Below are 16,433 nucleotides of genomic sequence, written 5' to 3'. Positions count from 1 at the left end.
AAGTGGGAATAATTGGAGAAGATAGAGATATTCTGAATGAAAGTTATATTGCTAAAACTTTAAGAAGTGGAAAGTTAAGGGGGTATGCTACTCCTGCTGCATTACAAAGAGACCTTTACGTTAAGGGTTATTCATTGGATGTTATTAAAGAAGCTGTAAATGAATCAAATATAGACAGGCAAGATATTGCTTGTATAATAGCTGAAAACCAATATTATGATGAAAGATGAGGAATCAGGAATATAAGAAGCTATTTAGAAGAACAAAACTTTACTGACAAAGAAGTAAAAAACACAATGGAAGAACTAAAAAATACAATAGAAAAAAATAGAACAAATAACGAAGTTAACAATGTTTCAGAACCAACTCAAGAAGAACAAATTCAATATGGATTAAGTTCAGTTGGTTATTAAGATAGAAGGGGGATTTATTTATGAAACAAAGTGTTAAAGAAAAAAGTATTTTTGCAATAGGAGTAATAGCTATAATATTAAGTGCTATAATGATAATTTACGGAATTTTTATTGCTGTTGACTATCATAAAACCGATGCTAAAACAGAATATACAGAAGAATATGGATTATTTAGAACAGAAGCAAATCCAACAACAGGTGATGGGATTATAACTAATGAAGAAAACACAGAATTACTTTATGGTGATGATGGTTATTTAGTAACTTGTACTAAATGCGGAGTTTCTTTCTTTGACAATAGACATGATGAATGCCCAAAATGTGGTTCTTATAATTTTAAATTAGCAGTATTTTCAAGTGATGAATTATTATCTATTGAGCTTAAAGATTCTAATTTTAATACAATTCCTAATGATGAAAAAAGAATAGTAGTTCAAGGTATAGGTGGATATGATTTGTTGCTTAGAGATGTTAATGAAAATTGTAGAATAGTTGGCCATTTAATGAATGATTATACAAAAGCAGACTATCTTATTCAAAGCGAATATTACAAAGATTTTTTTAGATTTACCGAAGATTGGTACGAATATGATAGAGAAGATATGTTAGAAGTAATGGATAATGAGGTTCAAAGAAATATATATACTTTATTAGGGTTCTAAAATAAAGGGCTGGATCAGTTTCCAGCCTTTTATTTTTGTATAAGTAATTTAATATGCTTACCCTTCCACACTAATTTACTTTGTTTAATTAGATAGTCATACAACTCCATTTCTAGCTTACTTTCTTTGTTAAATGTTACTTCCTTCAAGAATTCAGCAGATAGCAAATGATTCATATAGGAGGCTAAAAAAGAATAGTGAACTAATCAAGATTTGGAATGAAGAATTTTATGGTCGTGAAGTAAATGAAAAGGGAAATTAATATATTTTTAGAAAAAGGGTACAAATTGGGTATAAATTTTAATGATAAGTGAGAATGAAAAGCTAGTGAAGTCATTGTAATCACTAGCTTTAACTATGTTTATTAATTATTTAGTTTCCCAGTTAAATACATAAGGAACATTTCTATAGTAACCTTCGTAGTCTAATCCATAACCAACTACAAATAAATCCTCTATTTCAAAGCAGCAATAATCAGGTTTTAAATCAACTTTTCTTCTAGAAGGTTTATCAAGTAAAACACAAGTTTTAACAGACTTAGCACCTAATTTTTTTACGTGGTTTATAACAAATTCCATTGTATATCCAGTATCGATAATATCATCAACTATTATTACATCAAGGCCTTCTATATTATCTGGAATATCATTAACAACAGTTACAGTACCAGTACTAACTTCACCATTGCCATAACTTGAAGTTGTCATGAATCCAACTTTTGCTTTTAAATCTAAAGCTTTAAAGATATCAGCTCCAAAAACAAAACTTCCTCTTAATAAAGGTAATATATAAACTTCTCTACCTTCATAGTCTTTTGTTATTTCTTCACCAAGTTCCTTTACTCTAGCTTTAATTTGTTCTTCAGAGAAAAGAATGTTACGTTTTTTATCTTCCATGTTAAAACCCTCCATTACGATATCATTACTACATTATTATATGAAAAAAACTATTCTAATAATCAGTTATTAAAAAGAAACTAAAAAATAAATTTTTTAGACAATATTTTTAATAATAATATAAATATTAGCAAGTTTTTATGAGTTTTGCAACTTAAAATTTGACAACTATTAAGAGATAGAATTATTTACATTTAAATTAGAATAAGATAAAATATAGTGAAATATGGAATTGAATAAAATTTCATGAAAAATTATATGTTTATATATCATGGGGAAACATATTAATGAGTTTACTTACCAGATATATAAACAATTTTTAAATTGAGGTGAAAATATGATATATGGAAATATAGATGGAGTAAAAAAATCTGCTATAGAAGAATTAGATAGATTATATAAAGTTAAATGTCCAAAGGATGAAGTTTGTTCAAGGGAAATAATTGAAGTTATTTCTAGAGTATCAGCATTTATTGAAAGAGAAGTAAGTGTTGCAATTGATAGAAGAGGAAACATAAAATCTATAGCAATTGGCGATTCAACATCTGTTGAAATTGAAACTTTAGATATTCGTGAAAAGAGGCTAGCAGGAGTAAGAATTATTCATACACATCCAAATGGAATGAGTAATTTATCAGCATTAGATATTAGCGCATTAATTAAATTAAAGCTGGATGCTATTGTAGCAATTGGAATTTATGAAGGTAAGATATTAGATTGTTCATTAGGTATGCTTACTGTAACAGATGATAAGCTAGATTATGAGGAAGATGGTAATATACCTCTTGATAAAATTACAAAGATTCATATTTTAAACAAAATAAATTATATTGACTCTTTAGTAAAAGAAAAGGAAATAATTGAAGATAATGAAGAAAAGGCAATCTTAGTTGGTTCAGATACAAGAGAAAGTTTAGAAGAACTTAAGGAACTAACAAAAGCTTGTGATATACCAGTACTTGAAAGTGTATATCAAAGTAGAAGTAAAATTGATGCAGCATTTTATATAGGAAGAGGAAAGGTTCTTGAAATTGCTCAATTAAGGCAAAAGTTAAGAGCTAATGTTGTTATATTTGATGATGAATTATCAGGTTCACAAGTTAGAAATTTAGAAGCAGCTATTGGAGCTAAAGTAATTGATAGAACAACACTTATACTTGAAATATTTGCAAGAAGAGCAAAGTCTAGAGAAGCTAAAATTCAAGTTGAACTTGCTCAGTTAAAGTATAGAATGAGTAGACTTCAAGGTTTAGGAACAATAATGTCAAGAACTGGTGGGGGTATAGGTACTAAGGGACCTGGAGAAAAGAAACTAGAAACTGATAGAAGACATATAAAAGAACAAATATATGATTTAAATGATGAATTAAAGAAAATCAAAAAAATAAGAGAAACTCAAAGAGAAAAAAGAAATAAGGAAAGCATTCCTAAGGTATCTTTAGTTGGATATACTAATGCAGGTAAATCAACATTAAGAAATGCCCTTTGTGATGTAGCATCACAAAAAGAAGTTGCAGGAAAAGAAAAGGTATTTGAAGCAGATATGCTGTTTGCTACATTAGATATAACTACTAGAGCAATAGTTCTTAAGAATAAAGGGATAATTACGCTAACAGATACAGTTGGTTTTGTTAGAAAGCTTCCTCATGACTTAGTAGAGGCATTTAAATCAACATTAGAAGAAGTTATCTATTCTGACCTTTTATGTCATGTTGTTGATACATCAAGTGATACGGCTTTAGAGCAAATTAAAGCTGTTGAAGAAGTTTTATCTGAATTAGGAGCTAAGGATAAGAAGACATTATTAGTTTTAAATAAAATTGATAAGGCTACAGAAGAACAAATAGAAGCAATTAAAGAAGCAACAGCAGAATATGATACAATAGAAATTTCAGCAAGAGAAGGTATTAATTTAGAAGAATTATTAATGCTTATTGAAGAAAATCTTCCTTATAAAATGAAGAAGTGTGAGTATTTAATTCCATATGATAGAAGTGATATGAGTTCTTTCCTTCATAGAAATGGAAGAGTCTTAGAAGAAGAGTATAGAGAAAATGGTACTTTTATGATTGTTGAAGTTGATGACGAAAGTTATAATAAATCAAAGGATTACATCATAAATATAATAATGTAATAGTTAATAAGAGATTACTTAAGATTAAAAAATTCTTAGTTTTAGTATAAGTGTCCATGAAGATGAGTTCATTATATACTAAAGATGAGGTGAGATTATCCATGTTTGTAACAATGAGATAAATTAGTTTTAAGTAGTCTCTTTTTAACATAGGCCCTAATATTGTTATTTTAAAAATATGAATTATTCTAATAATACCATAAAAACTATTCATAGGTACTTAAATGAATAATTGATATTTAGCAATATTAGGGCCATCTTTTATATAAACTAAGGTGAATTATGGGGGTATTTACATGTTTAATGGAACTATGATGCAATATTTTGAGTGGTTCTTACTACCAAAATGTAAATTGTGGAATGAAGTATTAAATGAAGCAGAAAATTTGAAAGAGTTAGGAATAACTGCATTATGGCTTCCACCGGCATATAAAGGAATTGGTGGAATATATGATGTTGGATATGGAGCGTATGATTTATATGATTTAGGTGAATTTAATCAAAAGGGAACAGTTGAAACAAAGTATGGTAGTAAGGATGAATATCTACAAGCAATTAAAAAATTACAAGAAAATAATATTCAGTGTTATGCTGATATTGTTGTAAATCATAAAATGGGTGGAGATGATGTTGAAGAAGTTGAAGCAAGCGAAGAAGAATTTTTTAATAGGAATATACCTATTAGTGGAACGAAGGTTATCAAAGCTTGGACAAAGTTCAACTTTACGGGAAGAAATAATAAGTATTCGGATTTTAAATGGGATTGGAATGATTTTGATGGTATTGATTATGATGATAAAACAAAAAGAAATAGTATATATAAATTTTTAAGTAAAGAATGGAATAAGTATGTTGATAATGAAAATGGAAATTATGATTATTTGATGGGTGCAGATTTAGATTTTTCAAATAGAGAAGTTGTTGAAGAATTAAAATCATGGGGAAAATGGTATTTAGAGTTTACTGATATTGACGGATTTCGGTTAGATGCAGTTAAGCATATTAGTTATGATTTTTTTGTTGAGTGGCTTACGTATTTAAGAAAGGAAAGTGGAAAAGAATTATTTGCTGTAGGTGAATATTGGCACCCTAATGTAGATGTTTTATTAAATTATATAAAAAATACTAAAAATGTAATGTCTCTATTTGATGTTCCTTTACATTTTAATTTTTATGAGGCATCAAGGAGTAATGGGGATTTTGATATGAGAAATATCTTTAAAGGAACTCTTGTTGAGAGAAATTCGACAAAGGCGGTAACTTTTGTAGATAATCATGATACACAAATCGGTAGTGCTCTACAATCTTGGGTAGAACCATGGTTTAAGCCAATTGCATATGCATTAATATTATTAAGAATTGAAGGATATCCTTGTGTATTTTATGGAGATTATTATGGGATTCCAAGTTCAGCATATTATGGAGTTGGAAAATGTCTGGATATTTTATTGAAAATTAGGAAAAGATTAAGTTATGGAGAACAATATGATTATTTTAATGATAAAAACATAATTGGATGGACTAGAGAGGGCATAGATGAATATGAAAATTCTGGGTTGGCAGTTTTGCTTACTAATAGGTTAGGTGGAGAAAAGAAAATGTATATTAGTAAAAAATATGCTGGTAAAAAATTTATTGATGCGTTAGGGGGAAGCGAGGAAGAAATTTTAATCGATAATGAAGGTTATGGCAATTTTAAAGTAAAAAATGGAAGTGTAGCAGTTTGGATTATGAAGAATTTTACATTATAATGTGATATACTATAGTGTATAGGAAATTTTAGGAGGGAAATTATTAATGAGGGTAAATTTAAAGCGCTTTGTACTATTTGCTATTGGTTTTTTATTAATAAGCAGTTTTTCATTTAGTGCTTATGCTGATACTTTAGATAGTGCGTCAAATAAGTTTTTCACGGATAATAATATTAATGAAACATTAGATGCTCAATCTGACGTATATGCAATAGGAAATAATTTAAAATTTGCAGGGAGGGTTCAAGCAGACATTCTTGTAGCAGGAAATAACATTACTATTGAGACAGAAAATGTAGGGGGAAGTATTAGGGTTGCCGGGGCAACAATATCAATTAATTCAAATGTAGAAAGAAATATAAATGCAGCAGCAGCTAGTATTGAAATCAAAGATGGAACAAAAGCAAAAGGGATATATCTGGCAAGTGGAGACGTGAATTTTAACGGAGAAGCAGAAGATTTATTTGTTAATGCTGATACAGTTACAATAAATGGAACAATTACTGGTAATGTAAAAGTTAATTGTAGTAAATTAATAATTGGTGAAAATGCAAAAGTAGATGGAACATTTGAAGTAAGAGCAGAAGAGGATCCTATTATATTAGGAAACTTTGATAATAGCAAAATCAATTTTAGCAAAATCAATACTGATTATGACAATGAGAGTTTATTTGCTGGAATTAATATTGTAGGAAAAATTATAAGTCTTATAACTGCAATTGTTTTTTGTGTGTTAATAACTTTATTTTGTAGTAGATATAACAATAGAGCATGTGAAAAATTAGAACATAGGGCTTGGCTACCATTCTTAATTGGATTTGCAACTTTAATAGTTTTGCCTATAGCTGCAATTTTATTATGTATTACAGTTGTTGGAATTCCTATTTCGGTAATAAGCTTAATTATTTATGGAATACTAATATATTTAGCACCAGTATTCACAGGTATTATCTTTGGTAGGTTTGTATTAAAAAATATGAATGCATATCTTTCAGCAATTATATTTACGCTAATTGTTAAGGTAATTACATTCATCCCTTATGTTGGTGGGTTTACAGTGTTTATTTGTATTTTGCTATCATTAGGTGTATTTATTCAAAATACATTTGAAGCTATTGGTGATAAATAGTTAGTTAAATAGTTGGTTGTATCAGATAAATTTATTTTCTGATACAGCCTTTTTATTTGACCTAGGATATTAAATTTTTTATAATAAATTGTATGAGTACGATTTGAGGTATTAATTTATTGGGAGAGAGAAGATGGAAAAGTATAGTATTGATTTTAATGATTATGAGCCTAAATATGTTCAAATAGCAGAAAATATTAAAAAGTTAATTAATTCTAGAATTATTAAAGATGGAGATAAGCTTCCTCCTATAAGGGAATTGTCTAAGTCTTTAAAAGTTAATAATGTAACAGTAGTAAATTGTTATAATAAGCTTGTTTCTGAAGGTTATGCATATCAGAAGATGGGTTCAGGAACATTTGCTAAAAAGAGAGAAATAGTAGATTACTTTAAGAAAGAATATTCTAAAGAAATAAAGTTAATAAAAAATAAATATGATAGCAATATTATTGATTTTACTGGTGAAAGCTCAAGAATAGTTAATTTCCCAATAAATAAATTTAAAAAGGTTATTAATGAAGTCTTAGATAGAGATGGAGCAGAAGCTTTGATTAAAGAAGAAGCTTTTGGATATTCACAATTAAGAAGTACAATTAATGAAGTATTTTGGAATAATTCTTTAAATGTTGAAGATTTATTAATTGTATCAGGAGCTCAGCAAGGAATAGATATTGCTTCCAAGGCCATATTAAATATTAATGATAATGTTATCGTTGAAAAACCAACTTATGCTGGTGCTTTATCAGTATTTAAGTTTAGAAGGGCTAATGTATTTGAAATACCAATTGAAGAAGATGGTATTAATATTAAAAAGTTTGAAGAAGTTCTTAAGAAAAATAAAATAAAATGTTTTTATACTATGAGTTATTTTCAAAATCCAACTGGGATTAGCTATAGTAAAGAAAAGAAGCTTAAAATCTTAGAACTAGCTAATAAATACGATTTTTATATAATAGAGGATGATTATTTATCAGAATTAATATTTGATGAAAATATAAAACATGAACCTTTTAGAGTTTTAGATACTAATGATAGGGTTATTTATATAAAAAGTTTTTCGAAAATATTTTTGCCAGGTATAAGACTTGGGTATATAATATGTCCAGAGAAATTTAGAGAAAGTATTCAAAATTCGAAAATAAATACGGATATAGCTACATCTACACTAATGCAAAGAGCATTAGAGAGGTATATTAAAGAAGGCTATTGGATTGGCTATATAGATGACTTAAAAAATGGTTATATAAAAAGATATGAGTTAATGAAAAAGTTAATAAATGAAAAACTTAAGGGTCATGTAATATTTATGGATCCAAGAGGTGGATTAAGTTTTTATTTAAATATAAAAAATAAAAATATACAATCAAAAGAATTATTTTATAAGTTAAAGGAAAAAGGTGTTTATATTACTCCAGGAACGATATTTTATAGAGGATTAAATTTAGGAGAAAGTTATTTTAAAATAGGATTCTCGCAAGTTAATGAAGATGAAATATCAAGGGGAATTGACATTATTAAGGAGGAGTTAGATCAGTGGCATATATAACGATTAGAGAATATGGTGAAGATAGTTTTATTGAAAAAAAATCAGAGTTTATTGGATATGCTAAGAGGGTAGAAAATGAAGAAGAAGCAAAAGCTTTCGTAGCCGAGATAAAGTCAAAGCATAAACAAGCAAGACATAATTGCTGGGCGTATGTTATAGGTGAAAATATGGGGATACAAAGATATAGTGATGATGGAGAACCACAAGGAACAGCAGGTATTCCAATATTAGAGGTAATGAAAAAATCTGATATAACAGATTGTGCAGTAGTTGTAACAAGATATTTTGGTGGGATATTACTTGGTGCAGGGGGACTTACTAGGGCATATACAAAGGGAGCATCTATAGCATTAAAAGCTGGTGGTGTAGTTGAGAAAGTTCAAGGTGTGAAGGTTTCTTTACATTTAGATTATGATATGATAGGTAAAGTGCAATATTTTTGTGGACAAAATAATTGGCACATTGAAGATACAGAATATACTGATAAAGTTATAGTTCATATTTTAGCAGAAGTTTCAGTTGCAGATGAAATTGAAAAAGAAGCTATAGAAGCAAGTAATGGAAAGATTATTGTTGAAAAAAGTGAAGAAGATATTTATTTTAAGGAAGAAAATAGATTGTTTAAAATTTTATAATTCATATATTTACACAAAAATTGTTTAATATTTTTCATTATGATATAATAATAAGGATTTTTAGATTATTTATAAGATTTAGGAGGATGAAATAATGTCAGGACATTCAAAATGGCATAATATACAAAATAAAAAAGGTAAAGCAGATGCTAAAAGAGGGAAGATCTTTACTAAAATAGGTAGAGAATTAATGATAGCTGTTAAAAATGGAGGACCAGATCCTGATAACAACCCTAAATTAAGAGATGCAATAGCAAAAGCAAAGGCCTCAAACATGCCAAATGATACAGTACAAAGATCAATAAAGAAAGCTTCAGGTGAATTAGGAGCAGTTGATTACGAAAGAATCGTTTATGAAGGATATGGACCATCAGGTGTTGCTGTTATAGTTGACACATTAACTGATAATAAAAATAGATCAGCAGGGAATGTAAGAAGTGCTTTCACTAAAGGTGGAGGAAATATGGGAACTACAGGATGTGTAGGATTCATGTTCCAAGAAAAAGGTGAAATTGTTATAGAAAAGGGAGACCTTGACGAAGAAGAATTAATGATGATGGCTTTAGATGCTGGAGCTGAAGACTTCAACTCAGATGAAGAAGAAGTATTCATAATCACAACTGCACCAGAAGAGTTTGGTACAGTAAGAGAAGCATTAGAAGCTGAAGGATTAGAGTTCTTAGAAGCAGCAGTTAAAATGATTCCAGATACATATACTGAAATTGATGAAGATGCAGCTAAGAAGTTCCAAAAGATGTTAGATTTACTTGAAGATGATGATGACGTTCAAGAAGTTTACCACAATGCTGAATTCCCAGAAGGATGGGATGAATAGAGGTTTTGGGCGACTTTGATAGTTGTCGAAAAGTGTGAAAATTGAATCGACTATGGAATACTAAGGAAAATCATAGTCGTTTGGCTATGAAATACCTTTGGTTGTTACTGATGTAATAACCAAAGGTATTTTAATTTATGAGATATTTAATTTAAATACTTCATAAAGTTGTATAGTAAGAAATTTCATTTTAAAAAATCATGTTTGTCAGCATTCCATTTAGCGTTAGAATATTTAAGCTATAATAATGATCTTAGATAGGTTGCTTCTAAATCCCCATACTTTTCAAAAGCAGAAATATCAGAAGCATTTGATATTACTTCAATAAGTGAATTTTCAAAGCCAGTACCTATTTTATTCGTATGGACTTAAAAAATTTACATTAACAACTTATTCTATTAGGATAAATATTGTGAAATAAAAGTGAATTTATAAATTAAATTAAAATATTTTATTATATGCTATATTAAGATTAGCTTTAGATAATGACTTGTTAGTTTTAATGGATAATGTCTTCAGTCAATGAAAAAGAATTTGTATAATAGCGACACAATAAAGATAAAAGGAGAATTAAAAATGAAAAAATATTTATTAGATACTAATATTATTATTAAACTTTGGGATGATAACTCAATGCTTTTAGAGAAATTAATAGAGGAAAATAAAGTTGTTATATTAAAAGAAGTTTTAGAAGAACTGTCCATTAAAGAGAAAAAAATATATAGAAGGCAAGAAGTTTTAAGTGAAAGGTTTTGTAAGCTTTTACCCTGTAGTATTGAAGTTAAAAATAATGATATTAGTGGCTTCTTTATGATATATGATTACGAAATAAAAGGAAAATTTGAAAATAATAATTTATCAAAAAATGATTTATTACAAATAAATGCTTGTTATATTGATGAGAGTTTAACTTTAATTACAGAAGATAAGGAGTTATTTAATATAGGTAAACATATTTTAAATGAAAATAGAATTAAAAGCATTTTAGATATTGAACTATAATTATGGATATATTATAATTTACAGGTATTTCGTTGAGAAATTTGGGAGATACTGTGTATTTACAGAGCCGAAGGGGAAAGTGCGGCAAACTCTCAGGCAAAAGGACCAAATTTTGAGAAAACTCTGGAAAGTCTAATTAAAAAAAGGACACCGACGAAGCAATCTTAAATGTAGTAGGAGAATCTTTCAGGTAAAAAGACAGAGGCGCAATTATTTTAATAATTAGTCTATTGGAAAATAAATGAGGGGGATTTTTTTTGGACTACATAACGATTTTTGAGTATATTGGAGTTTTTGCTTTTGCCGTATCAGGAGCAATAGTAGCTATTGAAGAGGAATTTGATGTTTTTGGAATATATATAATTGCAGTAATTACCGCAATGGGTGGAGGCGTACTTAGAGATATTGTTACTAATGTTGGTATACCAGTATTTTTTACAAGCTATATGACTCTTCCATTTATTATTGCTGGAACTTTATTTGCAATATTTTTTAAGGGAAGGCTAAAGTACAAGAATTTATTTGTTTTCATAGATGCTATTGGACTAGCAGCATTTTTTGTATCTGCAGCAGTTAAAGCTATTGGTAGCAATTATAATTATATGTTATTTATATTCGCAGCTAGTATAACTGGAGTCGGTGGTGGTGTTTTAAGAGATATTATAACAAATAGAAAGCCACAAATATTTAAGCATGATATTTATTGCGTTGCAGGAATTATAGGTGTTACTTTATTTTGGGTTATTTATCCGTTTATTGGAATAAAGGTAGCACAATTTATTGCTATAATGGCAATAGTAGTTATAAGAATGGTAAGTTATTATAAGACTATTAATTTACCAGTAGTATGTAAAGAAAGTGAATTCTTAGAGGTTTAACCGGAAGTTTAATTTATAAAAGAATATAAAAAGACTAATATTAAAATAATAGTAAAAGGTATGAGAAAACTTATTTCTCATACCTTTTCTTAACAAATATAACTTGTGATTATGAATATAAGTAATATATAATTTCTATTTAAAGAAGCTTTAAGGCTTCTTTTTTTATAAAAGTATTTATAGTGATTTAGTGAATTCTATAGAATAGCTTTAGTATATCAAGAAAATTAAAGAAAAATAGGCCATTACTTTATATAAAGGCAATAAATCGTAAAATATTAAAAAATAATTCTATAAATAGAGAAAAAGATAAGTTGATATAAGTTAATAAATACTATATTATAAATTTACAACAAATGTGTAAAGAGATTATAAAAAGTACATACAAAGATAAAAATACATATGCTTTTTTGTGGAAGAGAATTAATAATACTATCAACACATAAAATAAAACTAGGATATATTAGAGTTGTATATAATTTAAGAGATGGTATTTAAGAGAAGTAAATAAGATTTTGACATAAGATCTTAATGAGAAAATTTTAAGTAAGATGGATATTGAAAAGCGGAATGGTGTATTACCAAAGGTTACATCAAGTCATATAAGTCAGCTTTTAGATTTAAATAGTATAGAATAATAAATAAAACATAATGGAGGAAAATAAAATGGAATATAATATTTTTGGAGGAAATTTACCGGCTGTAACAATAAGATTAAATCAAGGGGAAAGTATTTATACACAATCTGGTGGAATGACTTGGATGACAGAAAATATAGAAATGGATACGAATATGAAAGGTGGATTATTTAAAGGGTTAGGGCGTATGATGTCTGGTGATTCAATATTTATGGCAACATATACAGCTAAACATTATCCCGGAGAAATAACAATTTCTTCATCTTTTCCTGGTGAAATAATAGTGTTAGATTTATCTGATGGAAGAGAATATGTATGTCAAAAAAGTGCATTTTTATGTGCAGAACAAGGCGTTAACCTTTCACTTACAACTAATAGAAGTGTAAAAGGTGGATTCTTTGGAGGAGAAGGTTTTATAATGCAAGAAGTAAGAGGTAGAGGTAAAGTATTTCTTGAAATTGATGGTAGTGTAGTAGCAAAAGATTTAGCACCTGGAGAAAAATTAATAGTAGATACAGGAAATATAGCGGCTTATGAAAGAAGTGTTAAATATGATGCGAAAATGGTAAAAGGGTTTAAAAACATATTATTTGGAGGAGAAGGACTATTTTTAACGACTTTAACTGGTCCAGGTAGAGTATATCTACAAACTATGACAATGCCAAGTTTTGCTGAAAGAATAATACCTTATTTACCAGCATCAAGGAATAATTAAATATTTATATTGAAATAGCAGTCATTTTCATAGCTCTTTCTTTTATGCATTTGAATACCGCTATGTATACGTGAGATATTTGAAATATTAGAAATAACTAATTAAAAAGGATAATAGAAATTAAAGATGAAAATAGAAATATATCTCCATGCCTAGGTTGTTGAGAAAAATTTAAAATGATACAATTTTGTTAATAAATGATTTCTGAAAAATGGAAATAAATTATTAGGCGGAGTTTTTATGAATAAAAAAACAAGGGATTTGGTATGGGCTGCATTATTTCTTGCAATGGGTATAGTTATACCATATATTTTTCATGTAACTAGCTTATCAGGACAAATATTTTTACCTATGCATATTCTAGTTTTATTATGCGAAGTAATATTAGGAAAAAGATATGGTTTGATTTTAGGAATATTATTACCTTTTGTTAATTCAGTACTTTTAGGAATGCCATCAATATTTCCAACAGGGGTTGCTATGGCATTTGAACTTGCAACATATGGAGTACTTACAGGATTATTATATAAGGATAAAAAGTGCAATATATTTCTATCGTTAATTGTAGCTATGGTTGTTGGGCGAATGGTATCAGGAATAGCAAATTATATATTGTTAACAGTAGGAGGAAATGGTTTTGTATTTACAGCATTTTTAACTACAACTTTTATTAAAGCAATACCAGGAATAATTATTCAGCTTATATTAATACCTGTAGTATTAAGGGCTGTAGATCATGTAAAGCAGGAAGAAGTAGCGATAAATGGATAATAGAGAATTTTTTAATAGTTTGGCTTATAAGTGGGATGAAATATGTGATCATGATGATAAAAAAATAAGAGAAATACTTGAATTATCAAATGTAAAAAAAGATTCAAAAATTCTTGATATAGGTACAGGTACAGGTATATTAATTAGTTATTTGCTAGAAAAATTGCCATCAAAATTAGTTGGTGTTGATATTTCAGAAAATATGATAGAAGTAGCAAGGAAAAAATATAAGGATGAAGATGTTAAATTTATAGTATCTGATATTATGAATTTTAATGAAGATAAATATGATTATATATTTATATATTCAGCATATCCTCATTTTAAAGATAAGGAAAAATTATTTGAACATTTATCTGAATTATTAAACGAAAATGGAAAGGTCATAATAGCTCATTCTCAAAGCAGAGACGAAATAAATCATGTACATTCTAAAAGTGATATAGTGAAAGAAGATATATTATTATCTGTAGAGGATAATTCTAAAATAATAAATAAATACTTAAAAATAGAAAAAACTATTGATAATTCTGAAATGTATTATATAGAAGCTATTAAAAATATGGTTATATAAAAAAATTAAATGTATAGTGTTTTTATATTAACTTTAATTATAAAAAATATATTAAATTGATAGACCCAATAAAACTAAGTGTTTTGCTCAGTTTTATTGGGTCTAATTTGATTTATAAAAAAGTATCTTAAGGAGTTTGTAAGAAAATTTTAATTTAAAATAAAAGAATATTAAAATTGAAGTTGAAAATTTAGAAAGAGATTTTAATGGAGAAAATTATGTAATCGGAAGTGGAATGATTTGATTATTGATATTAATAATTGTTAATTTATTAGGAAAAACTTGGACAGTGTTTTGAAAAAAAGAGAATTGATATTTTTAATATTATTTGAGTGAGATTACTAATATCAATTTTAATAGGAAGAAATTACATTTATAAAGATGAAAAAAATGGAATTTTTTATAGTGTAAATCAAGAATTATATTTAACTTTAGAATATTTTAATAATAAATTAGTTAATACTAGTAATTAAATTATTTATATAAAATAGCAGAGATAATGAAGTGAAATTTTTAAATTTAGTATGTAATTTTTTGAGTTAAAAAAACTATGGAAATAGCCCAAATTAAGCTATTTCCATAGTTTTTTTACTTGTTTATAAATATAAATTCAATATAGAATATTAGAAAATTGAGAAAATTTAAAATAATTCAACTTATTGGACTGACGTTGACAAAATTAAATGGATTTTGATATACTCCTGTCTGTGCTATTTCAGCATAAGAAAAATTTGTCGAAAGGAGGGGTATTATGATTAATAATGGAGATGTGGCATTCATGATTTTAGCTACAGTACTAGTTTTAATTATGATACCGGGGTTAGCATTTTTTTATGGAGGTTTAGTCGAAAGAAAAAATGCTTTAACGATCATGTTTCAAATTTTTATAGCAATAGGTATAGTATCATTGTTATGGATATTTGGTGGGTTTAGCTTAGTATTTGGTAGTGACATTGGAGGAGTTATTGGTAATCCACTTCAATACTTTGCATTCAAAGACATTACGTTTGCTATTAATGAAACATACAACAGTACAACACCATTTATAATGTTCTTTATGTATCAATTAATGTTTGCTATAATAACGGCACCATTAATGACAGGAGCATTTGCAAATAGGTTAACTATAAGTGGATGGATAAAAGTATTAATTCCATGGATGATAATTATATACTTCCCAGTAGCTCATTGGGTTTGGGGAGGCGGATTCTTAGCTAAGATGGGATTCGTAGATTTTGCTGGAGGAGCAGTAATTCACATTACATCAGGTTTTGGATGTTTAGGTGCATTATGTGTACTAGGTAAAAGAAAGTATAAAAATGAAAAAGGGCCATTTAATTTAGGACTAGTTGCAATTGGTGGTGCTTTACTATTATTTGGATGGTTTGGATTTAATGCAGGTGGAACTTTAGCAGCAGCAGATACAGCGGCAATAGTTGTTACAAATACTGCAGTTGCAGCAGCTACAGGAATGATAGTTTGGTTAATATTGTATGCTATGCATAGTAAAAGAGCATCTTTCTTAGAGATGATAATAGGTGCAATTGCGGGACTTGCAACAGTTACACCAGCATCAGGATATATTGATCCATTAGGAGCACTTATAATAGGTGCAATAGCAGCTGTAGTATGCTTCTTCTGTGTAGAATTCGAAAGAAAGAAGTGGGATGATGCACTTGATGTTTGGGGAGTTCACGGAATGGGTGGATTTATAGGTACAATATTAGTAGGAGTACTTGCAAACCCAAGAGTAAATGGAATATCTGCTGGATTAAAGCAATTCTCAATACAATTAATAGGTTGCTTAATAATTGTTGTTTATTCAATTGTAATGACATACATAATATTTAAAGT

15 protein-coding genes and 1 riboswitch are annotated in these 16,433 nt (G+C 27.9%); of the genes, 14 read left to right on the top strand and 1 reads right to left on the bottom strand.

What is annotated here, in order from left to right; genetic code table 11:
* The first annotated feature begins 2 nt into the window (after positions 1–2).
* Both I4V63_RS12450 and I4V63_RS12445 read left to right on the top strand, forming a co-directional pair.
* A complete protein-coding gene (locus tag I4V63_RS12450) occupies positions 3–230 on the top strand; it encodes a hypothetical protein (protein WP_196001572.1) in 228 nt (75 codons plus the stop codon).
* Positions 231–433: 203 nt separating this feature from the next.
* Positions 434–1,075, top strand: coding sequence for a hypothetical protein (locus tag I4V63_RS12445; protein ID WP_196001571.1), 642 nt, complete (start codon positions 434–436; stop codon positions 1,073–1,075).
* 368 nt (positions 1,076–1,443) lie between these two features.
* Here I4V63_RS12445 and hpt read toward each other — a convergent pair whose 3' ends face one another.
* Positions 1,444–1,971, bottom strand: coding sequence for a hypoxanthine phosphoribosyltransferase (hpt, locus tag I4V63_RS12440; RefSeq protein WP_196001570.1), 528 nt, complete (start codon positions 1,969–1,971; stop codon positions 1,444–1,446).
* Positions 1,972–2,308: 337 nt separating this feature from the next.
* Between hpt and hflX the strand changes: the two genes are divergently transcribed.
* The 12 genes from hflX to I4V63_RS12380 form a co-directional block, all read left to right on the top strand.
* Complete coding sequence (gene hflX, locus I4V63_RS12435) at positions 2,309–4,105, top strand: GTPase HflX (RefSeq protein ID WP_196001569.1); 1,797 nt, start codon at positions 2,309–2,311, stop codon at positions 4,103–4,105.
* A gap of 296 nt (positions 4,106–4,401) precedes the next feature.
* Positions 4,402–5,856, top strand: coding sequence for an alpha-amylase (locus tag I4V63_RS12430; protein WP_196001568.1), 1,455 nt, complete (start codon positions 4,402–4,404; stop codon positions 5,854–5,856).
* Positions 5,857–5,902: 46 nt separating this feature from the next.
* Positions 5,903–6,985: a polymer-forming cytoskeletal protein gene (locus I4V63_RS12425; RefSeq protein WP_196001567.1), complete on the top strand. Its 1,083-nt coding sequence runs from the start codon at positions 5,903–5,905 to the stop codon at positions 6,983–6,985.
* Positions 6,986–7,118: 133 nt separating this feature from the next.
* Positions 7,119–8,531, top strand: coding sequence for a PLP-dependent aminotransferase family protein (locus I4V63_RS12420; RefSeq protein WP_196001566.1), 1,413 nt, complete (start codon positions 7,119–7,121; stop codon positions 8,529–8,531).
* A complete protein-coding gene (locus I4V63_RS12415) occupies positions 8,519–9,166 on the top strand; it encodes a YigZ family protein (RefSeq protein WP_196001565.1) in 648 nt (215 codons plus the stop codon). Before I4V63_RS12420 ends, I4V63_RS12415 begins: the two co-directional genes overlap by 13 nt.
* Before the next feature lie 94 nt (positions 9,167–9,260).
* The gene (locus tag I4V63_RS12410; RefSeq protein WP_196001564.1) at positions 9,261–10,001 is read left to right on the top strand and encodes a YebC/PmpR family DNA-binding transcriptional regulator; all 741 of its coding nucleotides are present in this window, start codon (positions 9,261–9,263) and stop codon (positions 9,999–10,001) included.
* Between the two features lie 576 nt (positions 10,002–10,577).
* A complete protein-coding gene (locus tag I4V63_RS12405) occupies positions 10,578–11,003 on the top strand; it encodes a PIN domain-containing protein (RefSeq protein ID WP_196001563.1) in 426 nt (141 codons plus the stop codon).
* A gap of 32 nt (positions 11,004–11,035) precedes the next feature.
* A riboswitch (glycine riboswitch) is annotated at positions 11,036–11,121 on the top strand.
* A gap of 139 nt (positions 11,122–11,260) precedes the next feature.
* Positions 11,261–11,881, top strand: a complete 621-nt coding sequence (locus I4V63_RS12400; protein WP_196001562.1) for a trimeric intracellular cation channel family protein — start codon at positions 11,261–11,263, stop codon at positions 11,879–11,881.
* Positions 11,882–12,547: 666 nt separating this feature from the next.
* Positions 12,548–13,234: a TIGR00266 family protein gene (locus I4V63_RS12395; protein WP_196001561.1), complete on the top strand. Its 687-nt coding sequence runs from the start codon at positions 12,548–12,550 to the stop codon at positions 13,232–13,234.
* A 240-nt stretch (positions 13,235–13,474) separates the two neighbouring features.
* Positions 13,475–14,005 (top strand): ECF transporter S component, encoded by a 531-nt coding sequence (locus I4V63_RS12390; RefSeq protein ID WP_196001560.1) that lies wholly within the window; start codon positions 13,475–13,477, stop codon positions 14,003–14,005.
* Positions 13,998–14,579 (top strand): class I SAM-dependent methyltransferase, encoded by a 582-nt coding sequence (locus I4V63_RS12385; RefSeq protein WP_196001559.1) that lies wholly within the window; start codon positions 13,998–14,000, stop codon positions 14,577–14,579. Before I4V63_RS12390 ends, I4V63_RS12385 begins: the two co-directional genes overlap by 8 nt.
* Positions 14,580–15,330: 751 nt before the next feature.
* Positions 15,331–16,433 (top strand): ammonium transporter (locus I4V63_RS12380; RefSeq protein WP_196001558.1); only part of this gene is annotated, 1,103 nt, incomplete at its 3' end.

It is taken from the genome of Clostridium sp. 1001271B_151109_B4 (assembly GCF_015670405.1).
In the GTDB taxonomy this organism is placed as follows: Bacteria; Bacillota; Clostridia; order Clostridiales; family Clostridiaceae; genus Clostridium.
Note: the sequence above shows the minus strand (reverse complement) of the source record. Positions and strands in the feature narration are given on the sequence as shown.